Origin of the sequence: Pseudomonas sp. EA_65y_Pfl1_P113, assembly GCF_963970525.1 — a bacterium.
GTDB lineage: Bacteria > Pseudomonadota > Gammaproteobacteria > Pseudomonadales > Pseudomonadaceae > Aquipseudomonas > Aquipseudomonas tritici.
In genome coordinates, this window is record NZ_CAXAQM010000013.1 from 152577 (window position 1) to 167087 (window position 14511).

The window sequence follows — 14511 nt, forward strand, 5'->3', positions numbered from 1 at the left end:
CCATGGATATCAAGACTGCCCTGAGCCGTATCGTCGGCCATCTGGACCTGAGCACCGCTGAAATGAGCGATGTGATGCGCGAGATCATGACGGGTCAATGCAGCGATGCGCAGATCGGCGCCTTCATGATGGCAATGCGCATGAAGAGTGAGAGCATCGACGAGATTGTCGGCGCCGTGTCGGTGATGCGCGAGCTGGCGGACAAGGTTGAGCTCAAGACCCTCGACGGCGTGGTCGACGTGGTCGGCACCGGCGGTGATGGTGCCAACATCTTCAACGTGTCGACGGCGGCATCGTTTGTGGTCGCGGCGGCCGGATGCACTGTGGCCAAGCACGGCAACCGTGCAGTGTCCGGCAAGAGCGGCAGTGCCGATTTGCTGGAAGCCGCCGGCATCTACCTGAACCTGACGCCGGTCCAAGTGGCGCGCTGCATCGATAACGTCGGCATCGGCTTCATGTTTGCTCAATCCCACCATGGCGCAATGAAACACGCTGCTGGCCCGCGCAAAGACCTCGGCCTGCGCACCCTGTTCAACATGCTCGGCCCGCTTACGAATCCGGCCGGTGTGAAGCACCAGGTGGTGGGCGTATTCAGCCAGGCGCTGTGCCGGCCATTGGCGCAAGTGCTGCAACGCATGGGCAGCAAGCATGTGCTGGTGGTGCATTCCAAAGATGGCCTGGACGAATTCAGCCTGGCAGCACCGACCTTCGTGGCGGAGCTCAAAGATGACCACGTCACCGAGTACTGGGTCGAGCCGGAAGATTTGGGCATGAAGAGCCAGAGCCTGCACGGCCTGGCAGTGGAAAGCCCGGCGGCGTCCCTCGAGCTGATTCGCGATGCCCTGGGGCGTCGCAAGACCGAGAATGGTCAAAAAGCCGCTGAGATGATCGTTTTGAATGCTGGCGCGGCACTTTATGCAGCCGACCATGCCTATAGTCTTAAGGAAGGGGTCGCCTTGGCCCACGATGCGCTGCACACCGGTCTGGCTCGCGAGAAGCTGGAAGAGCTGGGAGCATTCACTGCGGTATTCAAGATGGAGAATGAAGGATGAGTGTGCCGACCGTTCTGGAAAAGATCCTGTCGCGCAAGGCTGAAGAAGTCGCCGAGCGCCGAGCGCGCGTGAGCCTCGCCGAACTGGAAGCTCAGGCAAAGATCGCTGATGCGCCGCGTGGCTTCGCCAATGCGCTTATCAAGCAGGCCAAGGAAAAGCAGCCCGCCGTCATTGCTGAAATCAAAAAGGCTTCGCCGAGCAAGGGCGTGATTCGCGAGATCTTCATTCCTGAAGACATTGCCAAGAGCTATGAGAAGGGCGGGGCCACCTGCCTGTCAGTACTGACCGATATCGACTACTTCCAGGGTTCCGACCTGTTCCTGCAGCAAGCCCGCGCCGCGTGCAAGTTGCCGGTGATCCGCAAGGACTTCATGGTCGATCCGTACCAGATCGTCGAAGCCCGTGCGTTGGGTGCTGACTGCGTGTTGCTGATCGTTTCCGCCCTGGATGACGTAAAGATGGCCGAACTGGCGGCCGTGGCCAAAAGCGTCGGCCTGGATGTGTTGGTGGAAGTGCACGACGGCGATGAGCTGGAACGCGCACTTAAAACCCTCGACACGCCGCTGGTGGGCGTCAACAACCGTAACCTGCACACCTTCGAAGTCAGCTTGGAAAACACACTTGACCTGCTGCCGCGAATTCCGCGCGACCGATTGGTGATTACCGAGAGTGGCATCGTCAACCGCGCTGATGTGGAGTTGATGGAGATCAGTGGTGTGTATTCGTTCCTGGTGGGCGAGACCTTCATGCGTGCCGAAAACCCGGGGGCGGAGTTACAGCGTCTGTTCTTCCCGGAGCGTGGTGTGGCGGTCAGTGGTTCGACATTGGACTGACTTGAACACGGTCAGGATTTGAAATGCAGTCTAAATGTGGGAGCGGGCTTGCTCGCGAATGCGGTGGGTCAGTCACTGAATATGTGTCTGATGTACCGCATTCGCGAGCAAGCCCGCTCCCACATTGGGTTTTGTGTTTATTCAGATAGGTAGGTGTTTGATGGTTAAGCCGGTGTCGATGACTGTTGAAGCTGGGCTGGCCGCCGAGCAAGCCTTGCTGGCAGCCGTTTGCGCTGGCGAGCAGGAATTCGGCCTGCTGTTCTGGCAACCCAGCGATCAAGCCTTGGTGATGCCGCGTCGTTTAAGTCGGCTACCGGCGTTCGACACCGCCAGCCAGGTCTCGGCCGCCGCCGGTTGGCCTGTATTGCTGCGCGAGACCGGCGGTGAGCCGGTGCCGCAATCAAGTGCCACGGTCAATATCGCCCTGGTCTACGCGCCACCGCGCAGCGAGGGCGATCAGAACCGCATCGAAACCGGCTACTTGCGTTTATGCCAGCCGATTTGCGACTTGCTGATCGAGCTGGGTGGCGACGCCTCTGTCGGCGAAATCGACGGGGCATTTTGCGACGGTCGCTACAACGTCAACCTCAACGGCCGAAAAATGGTCGGCACCGCGCAGCGCTGGCGCCAAAGCGGTGGCCGCCCGGTGGGGTTGGTGCACGGTGCCTTGTTGCTGGATAACGACCGCGATGCGTTGATCGCGGCGGTCAACCGCTTTAACGAAGCCTGCGGTCTCGAGCAGCGGGTTCGCGCCGACAGCCATATCGCTCTGCACGAAGCCTTCCCAGCACCGGATGCGATCAGCCGGCTGGATACCTTGTATCGTCAAATGCTGGCCAGCGTCCTGCCGGGTTAACGGGTGCCGAACACCACCATCGTCTTGCCTTTGACGTGCACCAGGCTGCGCTCTTCCAAGTCCTTGAGCACGCGACCGACCATCTCCCGTGAACAGCCGACAATGCGCCCGATTTCCTGGCGTGTGACCTTGATCTGCATGCCGTCGGGGTGAGTCATCGCGTCGGGCTGTTTGCACAACTCCAGCAGGCAGCGCGCTACTCGGCCGGTCACATCAAAGAATGCCAGGTCGCCGACCTTGCGCGTGGTGTCGCGCAGGCGCTGGGCAATCTGCCCGCTGAGGGCGTAGAGGATGTCGGGATCCTGCTGGGCCAGTTCGCGGAATTTGGCGTAGCTGATCTCAGCGACTTCGCACTCGATCTTGGCACGTACCCAGGCGCTGCGTTTCTGTTCCTTACCGGCTTGTTCGAACAGCCCCAACTCCCCAAAAAAATCTCCGGTGTTCAGGTAGGCGATGATCATCTCGCGGCCGTCTTCATCCTCGATCAGAATGGTGACCGAGCCTTTGATAATGAAGAACAGTGTTTCTGAACGTTCGCCGGCGCAGATGATGTTGTGCTTGGCTGGATGGCGACGGCGCTGGCAGTGCATCAACAGTTTGTCGAGATTCTTGATCTTGGATATGGGAGTAAGGGCAACCATGGCTGTGTCCCGGAAAAACTGCGCGAGTTAGTTGGAGTTGTTGTATTCGTCGGTATCGGCATTGATACACGTTGTATGGATAGTGGCGATACGCCATCCGCTTGGCGCCAGCTTAACAGACACATCCTGTCTCGATTAGCCCATTTTTGGCGCAAACCCTGCTATTGATCGCTTTTGCGTGAAACGCTGACGCTTGCGGGCCCTGTGCTAAGCTGGCGACCCTTTTTTAGCAGTGGAGTCTGGGCGATGAAGGCACGCATCCAATGGGCGGGCGAAGCCATGTTTCTCGGTGAGTCGGGCAGTGGCCATGTGGTGGTCATGGACGGCCCTCCGGAAGCCGGTGGCCGTAACCTGGGCGTACGCCCGATGGAAATGCTCCTGCTTGGCGTAGGCGGTTGCAGCAATTTCGACGTGGTCAGCATCCTGAAAAAGTCCCGCCAGGCCGTGGAAAGCTGCGAAGCCTTCCTGGAAGCCGAGCGCGCCACTGAAGATCCCAAGGTATTCACCAAGATCCATATGCATTTCGTGGTGAAGGGCCGGGCGTTGAAGGAAGCCCAGGTCAAGCGTGCTATCGAGCTGTCGGCTGAGAAGTACTGCTCGGCGTCGATCATGCTCGGCGCGGCCGGTGTGGCCATCACCCATGATTACGAAATCATCGAATTGGGCTGATCGCTCAATCGGCAAAAAGAAAGGGCGCTGTGACGGCGCCCTTTTTTTGGCCTGATTTTATACGCTTAGATACGATAGGTGCTTTTGGTCATGACCTTGGCCAAGAGGCTCATGCCTAACCTTACCGGCGCCGGGAAGCGGAAACCGCCAGCATCCAGTGCGCTTTCGGCGTGGTGTTCTTCATCGATACGCATCTGCTCAAGAATCGCCCGGGACTTTTCGTCTTCGGCCGGCAGTTGTTCCAGATGCTCATCCAGATGCTTGCACACCTGACGTTCGGTCGCCGCGACAAAACCCAGGCTGACCTTGTCGCTGATCAGCCCGGCAGTAGCGCCGATACCAAACGACAAGCCATAAAACAGCGGGTTCAGCACGCTGGGATGGCTGCCGAGTTGGCGAATGCGTTGTTCGCACCAGGCCAAGTGATCGATTTCCTCTTCGGCGGCATGTTCCATGGCGGCGCGTACCTGCGGCAACTTGGCGGTCAGCGCCTGGCCCTGGTACAGCGCCTGGGCACAGACTTCACCGGTGTGGTTGATGCGCATTAGGCCGGCGACGTGGCGGGTCTCGGTCTCGCTCATCTGTGCGTCGGGGCGCACGATGGCGGGCGAGGGGCGATACGGTTGGCCGCTGAATGGCAGCAGCGTGCGCATGGCCGTGTCGGCGTGCAGCAACAAACGGTCAATCGGCGAGTAGTGACGTTGGGTAGTCATGCTGACCTCCGGGAAGAATCTCGGCGGCCAGTTTACCGCAAGAGAGGGGGAAGCGTTTGCGCCGCGTCAAGGGCATGGGGTCGCAGCCTGGGTCACGACCCATGTTCGAGGGCCGATCAGCCCGGCGGCCAGTTCATCTGGCGCTGACCCAGCACGTGCATATGGATGTGATAAACGGTCTGCCCGCCGTCTTCATTGCAGTTCATCACCACACGAAAACCTTTTTCGCAGCCTTGCTCAACGGCCAGGCGCTGGGCGGTGAACAGAATATGACCTGCTAGGGCTTTGTCGTCTTCAGTCAGGTCGTTCAACGTGCGGATAGGTTTCTTGGGAATGACCAGAAAATGCACGGGTGCCTGCGGTGCAATATCGTGGAAGGCCAGGACCTGGTCATCCTCGTAGATAATCTTCGCGGGTATTTCTCTGTTGATGATCTTGGTGAACAGAGTATCCACAGCTGTTTCTCCATTATGAATGTGCAGGGTGAGTGTACTCAGCCGTTCAGCGCGGGCAATAGGCCTTGTTAATGGCACCGGCGATCTTGCGGGTCAGCCATCGGGGGCTGAAACGTGGACTGAACGCGATCCAGCGGTTGCGTCGGCCGGGAATGATGATGGCTTTGTTCTTTTCCAGGGCGCGCACGGTATAAAGCGCCACTTCTTCGGGGCTCATCAGTTGTTGGCTACGGTCGAGCTTGGCGGTGTCCATTTGCGCGGTGCCGAAGAATGCGGTGCGTGTCGGGCCGGGGCAGAGGACCGAGACCTTGATGCCGCAGGTCTTCAACTCTTCGCGCAAACCTTCGGAAAAGTGCAGTACGTAGGCTTTGCTGGCGTAGTAGGTGCTCATCCACGGGCCAGGCTGGAATGCCGCGACGGACGCCACATTGAGAATCTGCCCGCCGCCCTGCAGCGCCATGGTGTTACCGAGGGCATGGCACATACGAGTCAGGGCCAGGATGTTGACCTCTATGAGGTCTTGCTCGGTCATCCAGTCCTGAGCCAGGAAGGGGCCGCTGGTGCCGATGCCGGCGCAGTTCACCAGCAAGTCGATCTGCCGTTCGCCTTCTTCAAGCTCCAGCAGGAACCCGGACAAGCGCAGTGGCTCGCCCAGGTCGCAGGCCCGGAACAGCACCTCGACACCGAAGCGTTGAGTCAATTCGATTGCAATGCTTTCCAACTGATCACGCTGGCGGGCCACCAGAATCAAGCTGCGGCCGCGACGGGCCAGCGCTTCGGCCAAGGCCAGGCCGATGCCGCTGGAGGCGCCGGTGATCAGAGCGTAACGGGTCATGCCTTTCTCCATCGCAACACCGCCGCGCCTGTGACAAAGGCATCACAGGCCGGCGCGTTTCTTTACTGTTCTGGAGAGTCTACAGGTTCGCCCGCTTCGTCAGCACTTTGCGCTTCGTCTTCTTCTACGGCCGTGGCTTGGTCGGCATCTTCATCGGCGGTGATGGAGCTGCTTTCGTAGCTGCTGTCCATGTTGGCTTCGAGTTGGTTCAGGTAACCGTTCATGCCCAGGGTCACCACGATGGCGAGCATGACTGGGATAAACGCCAACCACAGCGTGGCCAGGACTTTTACCGCGGTGGAGTTGCGGGGTGGTGGTGCGCCGTATTGGTTGGCGCCTGCATTTCCTGGCAATACCAGCAACAGGATCGGGAAGACGCTGTTCACCAGCGGTACCAGGTTGAGGAAGTACAGCCAGCCTGACCAACCCAGATCGTGCAGGCGCTGCACACCGATTTGTACACTGACCCACACCAGCGCAACAAACAACGCGAGACCCAGCAACACCCCAAGGAGGGTACCTGCGGTTGGCGAGGCCGTGGCGACCGCAAAGCTGACGGTGCTGATGATGCCACCCGCGACCAGCATCGCTAAGGTCAACACCAGGGTCCAGGCGAGATACCGCAGTCGCCCGATGCGCCCGTGGAGAGTGAAGACTTTTAGGGTGGAGTACTCCGGCAGGTTTTCACCTACGGCAGCGCGCGGCGGTGCATAGGGTGAAGCGTCCGGGCGGGAGAAGTCGGAAGCCCCGGAATCCGTCTCATGGGTTTCGGCGAGGCTGAAGGCTACGGGTTGTTCGGCTTCGATGCGTGCGTCCACACCGGCGTTTTTCAGCGCGGTGAGGTAGGTTTCGGCATCCGGGCGCGACAGGTCACGTTTGAGCGCAACAGGGCGGCCGGTGAAGAGCTTCTCGATGGCTTCAACTTCGCTCTTGAACAGCTCGGCCAGGTTCAGTTTGGCTGTGGTGCTTTCTACGCCCGGGAGCAAGGCCCCATCAAACACAATCTTGAAACGGTTGTCGCTCATGCGGGCTTCCTTGTCACTTGTTCAGGGAGGTTGTGCAGGCCCACTCAATCGGCGGGCCTTGCGGTTGGGTCAGCGAGGCCAGCGCAGTTGAACTGCCTGTTCGCGTGCCTTGCGGTATTCGGCATCGAGGCGCGCAACCAGTTCATCGACACTTGGCAAATCATCGATTTCACCGACACCTTGGCCGGCAGACCATACAGTCTTCCATGCTTTGGCCTCGTCGCTCAACGGTTTGAGCTTGGAGCCAAAGTTGACTTCGCCTTTGCCTTGCAGGGCGGCGAGGTCGAAGCCGGCGTTTTCCAGGCTCTGGCGCATAAAGCTGGCGGGGACGCCGGAGACAGCAGGAGTGTGCACGATGTCGGCGGCGCGCGATGTGAGGAGCATCTCTTTATAGGCATCCGGGGCATGGCTTTCAGTGGTGCCAATAAAGCGAGTGCCGAAATAGGCCAGGTCGGCGCCGAGCAACTGGGCGGCGAGAATCTCGTGCCCGTGGTTGAGGCAGCCGGCCAGCAGCAGCGTTTTGTCGAAGAACTGGCGAATCTCGGCGGTCAGCGCGAACGGGCTCCAAGTGCCAGCATGGCCCCCGGCGCCCGCGGCTACGGCGATCAGGCCATCCACGCCGGCTTCGGCCGCCTTCTCAGCGTGGCGCCGAGTGGTGACGTCGTGGAACACCAGGCCGCCGTAGCTGTGCACAGCGTCTACCAGTTCCTTCACAGCGCCCAGGCTGGTAATGACGATCGGCACTTTGTGTTCAACGCAGATCGCCAGGTCCGCCTCCAGGCGCGGGTTGCTGCTGTGCACGATCAGGTTGACGGCGTAGGGCGCAGGATTGTCCAGCTCTGCCAGGCCCGCTTCGATTTCCTCCAGCCAGGCCTTGAACCCGCTGCTTTCGCGTTGGTTAAGCGCCGGGAAGCTCCCGACCACCCCATTGCGGCAGCACGCCAGGACCAGTTGCGGGTTGGAAATCAGAAACATCGGCGCAACCACGACGGGCAGGCGCAGACGTTGTTCAAGCAGAGCGGGCAGCGACATTGGAGGTACCCCGAGTAATTGAAGTTAGAACGGTTTGACAACGACCAAAATTACGATAGCCAGCAATATCAGAACGGGTACTTCATTGAACCAGCGATAAAAGACATGGCTGCGGGTGTTTTCGCCACGGGCGAAACGTTTTACCTGCGCACCGCACATATGGTGGTAGCCGATCAGCAACACCACCAGGGTCAGCTTGGCGTGGATCCAGGCGCCCGATTGAAAGATGCCGGGGTTGAGGGCGATCAGCCAAATACCGAATACCAGGCTGGCCAGCATCGCCGGATTCATGATGCCGCGGTACAACTTGCGCTCCATGACGCTGAAGCGTTCCTTGCTGACGGTGTCCTCGCTTTGGGCGTGGTAGACGAACAGGCGTGGCAGGTAGAACAGCCCGGCAAACCAGCAGACGATGCTGACAATGTGGAAGGCTTTGATCCATAGATAGAGCATTTCTAGTTATTCCCAGGTTCACGGTAACTGAAGATAGTAGTGGCTCATGCGCCCGTACGTCACGTTGACGGTTGTCGCAGGACGATACGGCCCCTATTATCGACGGCTTTCCAGTGGTTCGTTGAGGGCAGGTTTATGGTCAAGGTCGGTATCGTCGGCGGCACGGGGTACACCGGTGTCGAATTGCTGCGTCTGTTGGCTCAGCATCCGCAAGCTGAGGTTGTGGTCATCACCTCCCGATCCGAGGCCGGCCTGGCCGTGGCCGACATGTATCCGAGCCTGCGAGGCCATTACGATGGCCTGGCGTTCAGCGTTCCGGACATCAAGACCCTCGGCGCCTGCGACGTGGTGTTCTTCGCCACCCCTCATGGTGTTGCCCATGCCTTGGCCGGTGAGCTGCTGGCGGCGGGCACCAGAGTGATCGATCTGTCGGCGGACTTCCGTTTGCAGGACGCTGATGAGTGGGCCAAGTGGTATGGCCAGCCTCACGGTGCGCCTGAACTGCTGGAAGAAGCGGTCTATGGCCTGCCGGAAGTCAATCGTGAGCAGATCAAGCAAGCGCGTTTGATCGCGGTACCCGGTTGCTATCCAACAGCCACTCAACTGGGTTTCCTGCCATTGCTGGAGGCTGGGCTGGCGGACGCTTCGCGCTTGATCGCAGACTGCAAGTCGGGCGTGAGCGGCGCTGGTCGTGGCGCGGCGGTCGGTTCGCTTTATTCCGAGACGTCAGAAAGCATGAAGGCCTACGCAGTAAAAGGGCATCGTCACTTGCCGGAAATCCGCCAGGGGCTGCGTCGCGCGGCCGGTAAAGACGTGGGCCTGACCTTCGTACCGCACCTGACGCCGATGATTCGCGGCATTCACTCTACGTTGTACGCAACGGTGGTTGATCGCTCGGTAGACCTTCAGGCGCTGTTCGAAAAACGTTATGCCAACGAACCGTTCGTCGACGTTATGCCAGCCGGCAGCCACCCGGAAACCCGCAGCGTGCGTGGCGCCAATGTGTGCCGGATTGCTGTGCATCGTCCGCAGGATGGCGACCTGGTCGTGGTGCTGTCGGTGATCGATAACCTGGTCAAGGGCGCGTCGGGCCAGGCGGTGCAGAACATGAACATCTTGTTTGGCCTGGATGAGAAGCTGGGCCTGTCCCACGCAGGCATGCTGCCTTAAGGGCAGCGGCAAGCTTCAAGTCATCAGCGGCAAGCTTGAAGCTAGTAGCTCGAAGCTTGCCGCTGCTCCCATAATAGTTGACCGCTTTTCTAGGAGAAGCGGATAATGCCCGCCATTACGCATATGGCGGCGGTACGCCGGGAGATTATTAGCATGAGCGTTGAATCCTTCACCCCCACGGCTTTGCAATTCACCCACGGTGCTGCGCACAAGGTGAAGAGCCTGGTCGATGAAGAGGGTAATGATCGCTTGAAGCTGCGCGTATTTGTAACGGGCGGCGGTTGTTCAGGGTTTCAGTACGGTTTTACCTTCGATGAAGATGTAGCCGATGATGACACCATCGTTGAACGCGAGGGCGTGAGTCTGGTCGTGGACCCGATGAGCTTCCAATACCTGGCAGGAGCCGAGGTGGATTACCAGGAAGGTCTGGAAGGTTCGCGTTTCGTGATCAAGAACCCTAACGCTACCACCACCTGTGGTTGCGGGTCTTCGTTCTCGATCTGATCGACAGGGCATGTTAAAACGCCGCTTGGCTGTGATAGGCCAAGCGGCGTTTTGCTGTCTGCGGATTCTGGAGGCGGTCAGGCAGGGTAGATCGCGCCCAGTACCCGAAGCCCGCGTGCACCGGTGACGCTGGGGCGGTTGGCGGCAATGCCTTCAAGGCAGCAATGGGCCAACCAGGCGAAGGCCATGGCTTCGACCCAGTCGGGGTCCACGCCGTAGGTGGCGGTGCTGCTGACCTGGGTTGATGGCAACAACGCGGCCAGCCGACTCATCAGCGTGGCGTTGTGAGCGCCTCCGCCACACACCAGCAGCGTTTCTGTCTGGGGCTGTGCGGACCGTAGGGAATCGACAATGGTCAGGGCGCTCAGCTCCAGCAGCGTGGCCTGCACATCCTGAGGCTCGAACGCGGGCAAGTGGCTGAGGTGTTGGTGCAGCCATCCCAGGTTGAACACTTCGCGCCCGGTGCTTTTAGGGCCCTTGGTCATGAAGAATGGGTCACTGAGCAGGTCGTTGAGTAGTTGAGGCTCTACCTTGCCGCTCGCCGCCCACTGCCCATCACGATCAAAGTGTTCGCCGCGTTGTTGGTGTATCCATGCATCAAGCAGGACATTGCCCGGGCCGCAGTCGAAGCCGGCTACAGGTTTGCCGGTCTCGATCAGGCTGAGGTTGCTGAAACCTCCCACATTCAATACTGCGCGGTTACCGGTGTGGTCGCTAAACAGTGCTTCATGGAATGCGGGCACCAGTGGGGCGCCCTGGCCGCCGGCGGCAACATCACGACTGCGGAAGTCGCTGACGACGGTGATACCCGTCAGCTCGGTGAGCAGGGCTGGGTTGCCGATTTGCACGGTAAAGCCCCGGGCGGGTTCATGGCGGATGGTCTGGCCATGGCTGCCAATTACGCGAATGTCCTGAGGCTTGAGGTTTTGTTGCTTGAGCAGCGTGTGAATGCCTTGAGCGGCAAGATTCACCCAGTTTTGTTGGGCAATGGCTGAACGGGCGATCTCATCTGGGCCGCTGGCGCACAGAGCAAGCAGCTCGGCGCGCAGGGTTTCCGGCATGGGAATGTAGTGCGTGGCGATCAGCTTGATCGCCGGATCTTGCTCGATCAAGGCAATGTCCAGTCCATCGAGGCTGGTCCCGGACATCACGCCTAAATAGAGCGCCATACTTTAACGCTTCGCCGAAGCCAGCAGGGTGGAGCGCTCCTGGTCCATGCGTGCCATCAATGGCTGGCTCTGTTGCATGAACCGTGCACGCTCGGCCTTGGCGATCGGGTCGGCCATCGGCAGCTTCTGACCCAGCGGGTCGACGTGTACGCCATTGACCTGGAACTCATAGTGCAAGTGCGGCCCGGTAGAGAGGCCAGTGGTACCGATATAGCCGATCACTTGGCCTTGCTTCACGGTGCCGCCAGTGTGCACGCCCTTGGCAAAGCCTTGCATGTGGCCATACAGCGTACGGTAGGTGTTGCCGTGCTGGATGATCACGGTATTGCCGTAGCCACCACGACGGCCGGCCAGCAGCACTTTACCGTCGCCTGCTGCCTTGATCGGCGTGCCACGTGGGGCGGCATAGTCGACGCCTTTGTGGGCGCGGATTTTGTTCAGAATTGGATGCTTGCGACCCATGGAGAAACGCGAGCTAATGCGAGCGAAGTCTACCGGTGTGCGGATGAAGGCCTTGCGCATGCTATTGCCGTCGGCGGTGTAGTAGCTGCTATTGCCTTGCTTGTTGGTGTAGCGCACGGCGGTGTAGGTCTTGCCGCGGTTGGTAAAGCGCGCGGAGAGGATGTTGCCAGTGCCGACAACTTTGCCGTTGACGACTTTCTGCTCGTAGATCACATCAAATTCGTCGCCTTGACGGATGTCTTGGGCGAAGTCGATGTCGTAGCCAAACACACTGGCCATGTCCATGGTCATGCTGTGGGACAGTCCGGCGCGGGCGGCAGATTGCGACAGGGAGCTGTTGATCACCCCGTGAACGTAGGCCGAGCGCGTCACCGGTTTGGTGGTGATGCGGTTGAAGGCAAAGCCTTTGGCGCCTTTGGTCAGCGTGATGCTTTCAAGGTCGCTGACGGTACTGTGGAGCTTGTTGAGTTGGCCGTCGGGGGTCAGTTCGAATTCAAGCTTTTGACCGCGTTTGAGCTGAGTGAATTGCTTGGCTTGTTTGTCGCTGGCCAGTGCGTCGTTGAGGGTAGCGGCAGGCAGGCCGACTTTCTCGAACAGTGTCGATAGTGTATCGCCCTTACCTACGATGATTTCGCGGTGCAGAGGACTCTTGGCCACCTCTACAGTCGGCGTCTCGCCAGCTTGCTGTGTGTCCTTCGGGCTGTTTTCTATCTGGGCGAAGGGTGAGCCGGCGGGTGCATTTGTGGCTTGTTGCGCGTCGGAAGCGTCTTGATCTTGTGTCAGTTGTTCAACTGGACTTTCCAGTTCAAGGCTCAGGGATGTTCGTTTGGCTTCTACGTCACTGGAAGGGAATACCAGGAGTGCCAGGCTGAGAAGGGCGGCGATGCCACTTGCGGCGAGCAAGTGGGTCTTCGGGTAAAGCGGCGGCGCTTTAGACGGTTCAGTGGTCATAGGTAATTTTGACTTTGAAGATGAAATGGAAAAGATGAATGACATGATGAAGATGAAATAACTGTATAAAATATAACCAAATCATCTGTGGCGCAAGCTCGCGAACGCTGGGCTTGCTGAACGGTGTCCGTTCGCAGGGCAAAACTTGTAATTAGTCCCTGATCTTGTATGGTTGGTTCCCTTTTGAATCTGAGCCTTGCGGGTCTGTTATGAAGTCGGTTGAAGAACAGCTAGCGCTGATAAAACGTGGTGCGGAAGAACTGTTGGTCGAAGCTGAGCTGATCGAAAAGCTCAAGCGTGGCCAACCCCTGCGTATTAAGGCTGGCTTTGATCCGACGGCGCCGGATCTGCACCTGGGTCATACCGTGCTTATTAACAAGCTGCGTCAGTTCCAGGAGCTGGGGCATCAGGTCATCTTCCTTATAGGTGATTTCACCGGGATGATCGGTGACCCAAGTGGCAAAAGTGCCACGCGTCCGCCGTTGACCCGTGAGCAGGTGCTCGATAACGCCGAGACCTATAAGACACAGGTGTTCAAGATTCTTGATCCGGCCAAGACCGAGGTGGCGTTCAATTCTACTTGGATGGATCAGATGGGGCCGGCGGATTTCATTCGCTTGACCTCCCAGTACACCGTTGCGCGCATGCTTGAGCGTGATGACTTCGACAAGCGTTACTCCACCAACCAGCCGATCGCCATTCATGAGTTCCTCTATCCGCTGGTTCAGGGCTACGACTCGGTAGCGTTGCGTGCTGATGTTGAGCTGGGTGGCACTGATCAGAAATTCAACCTCTTGATGGGGCGTGAACTGCAGCGTGCGTATGGGCAGGAGGCTCAGTGCATTCTGACCATGCCGTTGCTGGAAGGCTTGGATGGCGTCAAGAAGATGTCCAAGTCCTTGGGCAACTATGTCGGTATCCAGGAAGCGCCGGGTGTGATGTACGGCAAGCTGGTTTCGATTCCTGATGCGCTGATGTGGCGCTACTTCGAGTTGCTGAGCTTCCGCTCGATGGATGAGATCAATGCGCTGCGTGCTGACGTAGAAGCAGGCACTAATCCGCGTGACGTGAAAATCAAGCTGGCGGAAGAGATCGTTGCGCGCTTCCATGGTGAAGAGGCTGCGGCCAGTGCTCACCGTGCGGCGGGTAACCGTATGAAGGATGGCGAGCTGCCGGATGATCTGCCGGAGATTGAGCTGTCCGCTGCCGAGGCGATGCCGATCGCTGCTGTCCTTAATAAGGCGGGCTTGGTGAAGAACTCGGCGGTTGCGCGTGATTTGTTGGGTTCCGGTGGTGTGCGTATAGATGGTGAGGTTGTAGATCGCACCTTTATATGCGAGCTGGGTGCTACACACGTTTGCCAGGCTGGAAAGAAGGCATTTGCGCGTATTACGCTCAAATCCGAATAAACCTGAAATTAAGTGTTGACGGCGATTTATATCTGTCTATAATTCGCCCCACTTCCGGCGCAGTCGAAACGGAAAACTCCTTGGTAAACAAAGGGTTATGCGAAATTCGACGGCGAGTTGCTTCAGTTCATCGAGGCCCAGAAGGAGTTGATAGGGCGGTGTTGTTTGGCTCTATTAACGTTTCGATCCTCTCGGTCGAAAGCGGAGAAAAAGAGGTGTTGACAGCAGCGTGTAACGCTGTAGAATTCGCCTCCCGCTAACGAGAGATCGGAAGCGCAAGTG

The 14511-nt window shown here is 58.8% G+C and carries 16 protein-coding genes; 7 read left to right on the forward strand and 9 right to left on the reverse strand.

Annotation, left to right across the window (positions count from 1 at the left end):
- Positions 1 to 2 precede the first annotated feature (2 nt).
- The 3 genes from trpD (at position 3) to AACY52_RS14655 (ending at position 2741) form a co-directional block, all read left to right on the forward strand.
- Positions 3 to 1052, forward strand: a complete 1050-nt coding sequence (gene trpD / locus AACY52_RS14645) for an anthranilate phosphoribosyltransferase (protein ID WP_339415435.1) — start codon at positions 3 to 5, stop codon at positions 1050 to 1052.
- A complete protein-coding gene (gene trpC / locus AACY52_RS14650; protein ID WP_339415436.1) occupies positions 1049 to 1885 on the forward strand; it encodes an indole-3-glycerol phosphate synthase TrpC in 837 nt (278 codons plus the stop codon). Before trpD ends, trpC begins: the two co-directional genes overlap by 4 nt.
- Before the next feature lie 160 nt (positions 1886 to 2045).
- Positions 2046 to 2741 carry a lipoate--protein ligase family protein gene (locus AACY52_RS14655; protein ID WP_339428460.1) on the forward strand — a complete coding sequence of 232 codons (696 nt, stop codon included), beginning with the start codon at positions 2046 to 2048 and terminating at the stop codon, positions 2739 to 2741.
- Here AACY52_RS14655 and crp read toward each other — a convergent pair.
- Positions 2738 to 3382: a cAMP-activated global transcriptional regulator CRP gene (crp, locus tag AACY52_RS14660; protein WP_065871978.1), complete on the reverse strand. Its 645-nt coding sequence runs from the start codon at positions 3380 to 3382 to the stop codon at positions 2738 to 2740. The genes AACY52_RS14655 and crp overlap by 4 nt on opposite strands.
- Before the next feature lie 246 nt (positions 3383 to 3628).
- Here crp and AACY52_RS14665 point away from each other — a divergent pair, with 246 nt between their 5' ends.
- Positions 3629 to 4051 carry an OsmC family protein gene (locus tag AACY52_RS14665; RefSeq protein ID WP_005792019.1) on the forward strand — a complete coding sequence of 141 codons (423 nt, stop codon included), beginning with the start codon at positions 3629 to 3631 and terminating at the stop codon, positions 4049 to 4051.
- Between the two features lie 65 nt (positions 4052 to 4116).
- On the opposite strand, the gene coq7 is transcribed toward AACY52_RS14665, so the two are convergent.
- The 6 genes from coq7 to hemJ form a co-directional block, all read right to left on the reverse strand.
- The gene (gene coq7 / locus AACY52_RS14670) at positions 4117 to 4764 is read right to left on the reverse strand and encodes a 2-polyprenyl-3-methyl-6-methoxy-1,4-benzoquinone monooxygenase (protein ID WP_339438164.1); all 648 of its coding nucleotides are present in this window, start codon (positions 4762 to 4764) and stop codon (positions 4117 to 4119) included.
- Positions 4765 to 4880: 116 nt separating this feature from the next.
- Positions 4881 to 5219, reverse strand: coding sequence for a histidine triad nucleotide-binding protein (locus AACY52_RS14675; protein WP_003194682.1), 339 nt, complete (start codon positions 5217 to 5219; stop codon positions 4881 to 4883).
- A 46-nt stretch (positions 5220 to 5265) separates the two neighbouring features.
- Positions 5266 to 6054, reverse strand: a complete 789-nt coding sequence (locus AACY52_RS14680; protein ID WP_339415440.1) for an SDR family oxidoreductase — start codon at positions 6052 to 6054, stop codon at positions 5266 to 5268.
- Between the two features lie 62 nt (positions 6055 to 6116).
- Positions 6117 to 7079, reverse strand: a complete 963-nt coding sequence (locus AACY52_RS14685) for a DUF805 domain-containing protein (RefSeq protein ID WP_339415441.1) — start codon at positions 7077 to 7079, stop codon at positions 6117 to 6119.
- 69 nt (positions 7080 to 7148) lie between these two features.
- Entirely contained in the window at positions 7149 to 8111 is a 963-nt protein-coding gene (locus AACY52_RS14690; RefSeq protein ID WP_339438163.1) for a nitronate monooxygenase family protein, read from the reverse strand.
- Between the two features lie 24 nt (positions 8112 to 8135).
- Entirely contained in the window at positions 8136 to 8564 is a 429-nt protein-coding gene (hemJ, locus tag AACY52_RS14695) for a protoporphyrinogen oxidase HemJ (RefSeq protein WP_339415443.1), read from the reverse strand.
- A 135-nt stretch (positions 8565 to 8699) separates the two neighbouring features.
- Between hemJ and argC the strand changes: the two genes are divergently transcribed.
- Both argC and erpA read left to right on the forward strand, forming a co-directional pair.
- Positions 8700 to 9734 carry an N-acetyl-gamma-glutamyl-phosphate reductase gene (argC, locus tag AACY52_RS14700; protein WP_339428458.1) on the forward strand — a complete coding sequence of 345 codons (1035 nt, stop codon included), beginning with the start codon at positions 8700 to 8702 and terminating at the stop codon, positions 9732 to 9734.
- Between the two features lie 153 nt (positions 9735 to 9887).
- Positions 9888 to 10238: an iron-sulfur cluster insertion protein ErpA gene (gene erpA / locus AACY52_RS14705; protein ID WP_003176443.1), complete on the forward strand. Its 351-nt coding sequence runs from the start codon at positions 9888 to 9890 to the stop codon at positions 10236 to 10238.
- Positions 10239 to 10315: 77 nt separating this feature from the next.
- Here erpA and AACY52_RS14710 read toward each other — a convergent pair whose 3' ends face one another.
- Together AACY52_RS14710 and AACY52_RS14715 are read right to left on the reverse strand one after the other, a co-directional pair.
- The gene (locus AACY52_RS14710) at positions 10316 to 11407 is read right to left on the reverse strand and encodes an anhydro-N-acetylmuramic acid kinase (protein ID WP_339415445.1); all 1092 of its coding nucleotides are present in this window, start codon (positions 11405 to 11407) and stop codon (positions 10316 to 10318) included.
- A gap of 3 nt (positions 11408 to 11410) precedes the next feature.
- On the reverse strand, positions 11411 to 12820 hold the full coding sequence (locus AACY52_RS14715; RefSeq protein WP_339560573.1) for a peptidoglycan DD-metalloendopeptidase family protein: 1410 nt from the start codon (positions 12818 to 12820) through the stop codon (positions 11411 to 11413).
- 209 nt (positions 12821 to 13029) lie between these two features.
- Here AACY52_RS14715 and tyrS point away from each other — a divergent pair, with 209 nt between their 5' ends.
- On the forward strand, positions 13030 to 14229 hold the full coding sequence (gene tyrS, locus AACY52_RS14720; RefSeq protein ID WP_339415447.1) for a tyrosine--tRNA ligase: 1200 nt from the start codon (positions 13030 to 13032) through the stop codon (positions 14227 to 14229).
- Positions 14230 to 14511: the final 282 nt, after the last annotated feature.

What these genes read in the sequence shown, in the direction of transcription:
- hemJ (WP_339415443.1), bottom strand. Translation starts at nt 8,564, where the DNA reads ATGCTCTATCTATGGATCAAAGCCTTCCACATTGTCAGCATCGTCTGC.
- AACY52_RS14715 (WP_339560573.1), bottom strand. Translation starts at nt 12,820, where the DNA reads ATGACCACTGAACCGTCTAAAGCGCCGCCGCTTTACCCGAAGACCCAC.
- erpA (WP_003176443.1), top strand. Translation starts at nt 9,888, where the DNA reads ATGAGCGTTGAATCCTTCACCCCCACGGCTTTGCAATTCACCCACGGT.
- AACY52_RS14665 (WP_005792019.1), top strand. Translation starts at nt 3,629, where the DNA reads ATGAAGGCACGCATCCAATGGGCGGGCGAAGCCATGTTTCTCGGTGAG.
- AACY52_RS14710 (WP_339415445.1), bottom strand. Translation starts at nt 11,407, where the DNA reads ATGGCGCTCTATTTAGGCGTGATGTCCGGGACCAGCCTCGATGGACTG.
- argC (WP_339428458.1), top strand. Translation starts at nt 8,700, where the DNA reads ATGGTCAAGGTCGGTATCGTCGGCGGCACGGGGTACACCGGTGTCGAA.
- crp (WP_065871978.1), bottom strand. Translation starts at nt 3,382, where the DNA reads ATGGTTGCCCTTACTCCCATATCCAAGATCAAGAATCTCGACAAACTG.
- tyrS (WP_339415447.1), top strand. Translation starts at nt 13,030, where the DNA reads ATGAAGTCGGTTGAAGAACAGCTAGCGCTGATAAAACGTGGTGCGGAA.
- AACY52_RS14680 (WP_339415440.1), bottom strand. Translation starts at nt 6,054, where the DNA reads ATGACCCGTTACGCTCTGATCACCGGCGCCTCCAGCGGCATCGGCCTG.
- coq7 (WP_339438164.1), bottom strand. Translation starts at nt 4,764, where the DNA reads ATGACTACCCAACGTCACTACTCGCCGATTGACCGTTTGTTGCTGCAC.
- trpC (WP_339415436.1), top strand. Translation starts at nt 1,049, where the DNA reads ATGAGTGTGCCGACCGTTCTGGAAAAGATCCTGTCGCGCAAGGCTGAA.
- AACY52_RS14655 (WP_339428460.1), top strand. Translation starts at nt 2,046, where the DNA reads ATGGTTAAGCCGGTGTCGATGACTGTTGAAGCTGGGCTGGCCGCCGAG.
- AACY52_RS14685 (WP_339415441.1), bottom strand. Translation starts at nt 7,079, where the DNA reads ATGAGCGACAACCGTTTCAAGATTGTGTTTGATGGGGCCTTGCTCCCG.
- AACY52_RS14690 (WP_339438163.1), bottom strand. Translation starts at nt 8,111, where the DNA reads ATGTCGCTGCCCGCTCTGCTTGAACAACGTCTGCGCCTGCCCGTCGTG.
- trpD (WP_339415435.1), top strand. Translation starts at nt 3, where the DNA reads ATGGATATCAAGACTGCCCTGAGCCGTATCGTCGGCCATCTGGACCTG.